This window comes from Candidatus Eisenbacteria bacterium (genome assembly GCA_030017955.1).
Classification (GTDB): domain Bacteria; phylum Eisenbacteria; class RBG-16-71-46; order JASEGR01; family JASEGR01; genus JASEGR01.
Window position 1 is genome coordinate 1 of record JASEGR010000137.1, and the last position, 3,601, is coordinate 3,601.

3 protein-coding genes and 1 pseudogene are annotated in these 3,601 nt (G+C 53.0%); 1 reads left to right on the forward strand and 3 read right to left on the reverse strand.

All coding sequences use genetic code 11. The annotated features are described in order from the left end of the window. Positions 1-559 precede the first annotated feature (559 nt). Together QME66_12890 and QME66_12895 are read right to left on the reverse strand one after the other, a co-directional pair. Positions 560-1,090: a hypothetical protein gene (locus QME66_12890; GenBank protein MDI6809848.1), complete on the reverse strand. Its 531-nt coding sequence runs from the start codon at positions 1,088-1,090 to the stop codon at positions 560-562. A gap of 16 nt (positions 1,091-1,106) precedes the next feature. Then, positions 1,107-2,405 carry an amidase domain-containing protein gene (locus QME66_12895; protein MDI6809849.1) on the reverse strand — a complete coding sequence of 433 codons (1,299 nt, stop codon included), beginning with the start codon at positions 2,403-2,405 and terminating at the stop codon, positions 1,107-1,109. A 283-nt stretch (positions 2,406-2,688) separates the two neighbouring features. Between QME66_12895 and QME66_12900 the strand changes: the two genes are divergently transcribed. Further along, a complete protein-coding gene (locus QME66_12900; GenBank protein ID MDI6809850.1) occupies positions 2,689-3,144 on the forward strand; it encodes a hypothetical protein in 456 nt (151 codons plus the stop codon). A 127-nt stretch (positions 3,145-3,271) separates the two neighbouring features. On the opposite strand, the pseudogene QME66_12905 reads toward QME66_12900, so the two are convergent. Further along, positions 3,272-3,601 (reverse strand): annotated as a pseudogene (locus QME66_12905) (transposase).

The window sequence follows — 3,601 nt, forward strand, 5'->3', positions numbered from 1 at the left end:
AGGAGCTCAGAGAGGAGACCGAACTCCAACTGGAGACCATTGCTCTTTAGTTTCCTCTTAAATTGACAACTGAACAGTCGATCTCCCGGGAGGGGTAAATCAAGCACGCCATGGATTTCAATCCTGACTCGCTTCTCTCCCTTCATTCCACGAACCTGAGGGAAGGAAGCAAAAGATCCTTCTCCCAATAGGCATCTGAATGACTCTTATCTCAGGAGGACACCATTTACAGAACTTTGTGGGCTTGACTGGCATCCGGGGCCGTATTCATCTAAGAACTCGATTATCTTTATCCTTTCAAAGATAATCTGCCTGTCCCACTCACTCATATGAGTAATATTTGAGATGTAATTCATGAAGCGATTATATCCGCTTCTAAAGTAGCTTTGAACGCGGATCTGTTGCATTAAGACTCCTCATGGGAGTCCAATATGTTTCAAAGCTTTTGCAATTCTTATTTTCGTATAACATGTCTTGGGATGAGCTGACAGCCGGCATTGCCGGCTGTCAGCTCATCCCAAGGTTAGGCCCCTGCCGCCACATCACAGGAACCCGTGCACTACCGTCCCATATCGTGAACTAGCCAGCCGCTGTCAGGCGAAGGGCGTATCATCACGACATCCAGATCCATCTCTTGATCGTCCGTAGTGGCGAATGGCCGGTCAGCAACCACGTGGAATACCGCGACTTGATAGGGCGCACGTCCCAAGGCTTCGCGGCAGACCCGCCGCATGGCCTCGTCATCCAGGTACTCGCCCGGCGTTTCCAGGGTGACAACCTTGAGCTGAGCCCAAGACCGCGCCTGGTCCGGCCAAGAGGGCTGTCTGAAGACGTAGTGCCGATACTCAGGCGAGGTTTCAAGCAGTACCCGTGTGTCGCCACTGGAGAGCGCCTCAAGGTGACGCATGAGTATACCTCTGGCAGAGGCGAGCTCCTGCTGGCTCACCACAGCCGTCTCTTCTGCAGGCTGCAAGTCGATGGTTCCTTTGACTGTCCTCTCTGCTTCCTGCGTACCTGGCGAACAGCCGGCGAGAATCACGGCCAAGACTGTTGTGACGATCAGTAGTGTCATTGGGCGAGTGTTGCTCACTTGATCCTCCAGTCCGCTACTTGTCGAAGGTTCCAGCTCTGAAGACCAGCCTGCGCATGTTGCAGTTGGACCCTCCCCAACTCGCGATGAGATTGCTCGCGAGACGGTTCTTCCAGTCAGACGTATGCTGACAGACATAGATGTAGTCCCACCAGATAGGGCCCTGGAGATCGGTGCGGACGACCGAAACGTAGACGGAGTGGCCGTAGTTGCCGCTACTGCCATTGCGGACCTGCAGCACGTTGCCGACGCGCACATCCGCCGGGTTGATTCCGGTGTACTTGGCTCCGTTGTTGTAGCCCGTCGCCATGGGCCCGCGTGTCTTGGTCGAGTTGGTGGCGTATGTCCAGAAACTCGTTACGGACTCCCAGTTCGGCATTCCACCGCCAGTGCCGCCATGCCAGACGTTCGGCACCATCCGAACCTTGTTGGTGATGTTGTTCTTGCTGGTGGTATCGCTCGAGGAGACGTATCCGCCGTAAGCAGCCCACACGCACTGCGACACGAAGTTCGTGCAGTTGCCGCCGTTGACGTAGTAGAACCATCTTGGGGCGCTGGCAGGCGCGAACCTCTGCGCGTAGCTGCTGCCGTTGCTGCCGCTGTACGAGTAAGAAGCAGCTGCCAATGGCTCAATGGAGAGAGCGCTGAAGCCACCTACCTCATCTAGCGTAGTCGGCTGCCGAATCTCCACTGCCCGCAGCTGATCGGCCAGCCGACGAAGATCTGAGATACGCTCTCGTCTGGCAATATCAGCTGCCTCTCGCACCGACCGGCCCTTGCCGGTCTTACCCATGACCTCGTGCTTAAAGCGCAAGAAATCCTCGTCGTCGCTATCGATGGATACGATTCGCCAATCATCGCCCGTGCGCACCAGCCTGAACCTGTGAATCACGTTGTAGACGCCGGAATCCACTTCTGGAGAAGATGCATAGTGGAAGTCAACATCAGCCCGTATCGTCACATCTGCTGTGGTTCCGGCAACGCGCACGTCCACAACCTCAGTCTTCAGCGAATATTCTCCCCAGCCGCACCCTAGCTCTCGCGCAATCGCCACATCGACGTCATTCCAGGCTTCAGCGATGGCGGTTTGGTCTGTGGGACTGACGCTAGCTCCACCTGTAGAGCTGTCCAGAGTCACGAGCGCCCGATACCTAGCGTCAAGGTAGCGGACTACTGTCGTGTGCAGGGCATCGCCTGAACCGTCAGGAGCGGCCGCGCTGACCCAGCCGACAACTCCAGGCACACACACTGCCAACACGAGCGCTACGACCATCCATCGCATCAGCTGGCGGGAACGCGCTTGGCTCTGCTTCATGCTCTTGTCCCCCTCTTCAAAACCACTAGATGTTAGGCAAGCTGTTGACTAGTACAGTTTAATCTCAAAATCTGCTAATTGCTGTAAGCGTCCATAACATATTGGACTTTTGGGCTGGTATAAAGTTGTTAACATAATAAGCGAGTGGGGAGAGCTTGTCAAGAGTTCGCATTGACTCATCAAAAATGTACTCGAAATCGATTCGTTGCCTCATTTAAAAAAGTACTTGAAAGTTTAGTGAATAATCGGGTTTCCTTTCAGTTGAAACGACTGGAGGGATTGTGTGGCACTAACAATGAATCAAAGAAAGGCATTAACCAAAGAGGTGGCCAAAAGATACAAGAAGGCCGCCAAGAAGGAAAAGGCAATGATGTTGGATGAGTTCATGGCGACAACCGGGTACAATAGATCATACGCCTCCAGGGTTTTGCGAAAAGGGGTTCTGGATAAACATGCCGGTCTAACCAAGAAAAAGGCAAGACCAAGAATTTATGATGAAGCAGTGCTTAAGGCCCTAAGAAAGATTTGGGCTGTCCTCGATATGCCTTGCGGTAAAAGGCTGGTAGCGGTAATCCCGGAGATGACCGCCAAACTAAAACAATTTGATGAGATTACAATAGATGTGTCAACTGAAGAAAAGCTTCAGAGGATATCGGCTCCGACCATCGACCGTCTTCTTAAGAAAGAAGAAAGATACAAATCAAAGCACGGTCGCAAACAAAACCGGGCAGCCTTCTAAAACACCAGATACCCGTTCGCACTTTTGAGGACTGGGACGAGAAGCGGCCGAGCTATTGTCAAATGTTGTGGATCGCATTCTAAGCCACGACCCTTCCAACTAGCTTCGTAAGTTCGATTCCGTCCTGAAAAACAATGCCCTCTCGCACTTTTGCAACCAAGTGCGGCGCCCTAATCCTGTACCATCGCTTCTCGGCTGACTCCATGAGCTTGAAAGCCATAGCAAGGCCGGCCGATCGTGAACCGGCTCCCTTGGTGACTCTGGTCCGCAGTTTCAAAGGTCACAAAGGTCGACTCGATCGGGTTTGTCGAGCGGATATGCACCCAGTGCTCGCCGGGAAAGTCAAAGTGCGTGGTGAGGGTGTCCATATCTTTGATTAAGCACTGAGTCGCTTTTGGATACTTGGCGCCAAAGTCTTGCTCGAATTGCTCCATTGTTGCCTGGCAGTAATCTTTCG

Bases quoted from the DNA above. Each gene is read 5' to 3' on its own strand.
- QME66_12895 (MDI6809849.1), bottom strand. From the start codon at position 2,405: ATGAAGCAGAGCCAAGCGCGTTCCCGCCAGCTGATGCGATGGATGGTC.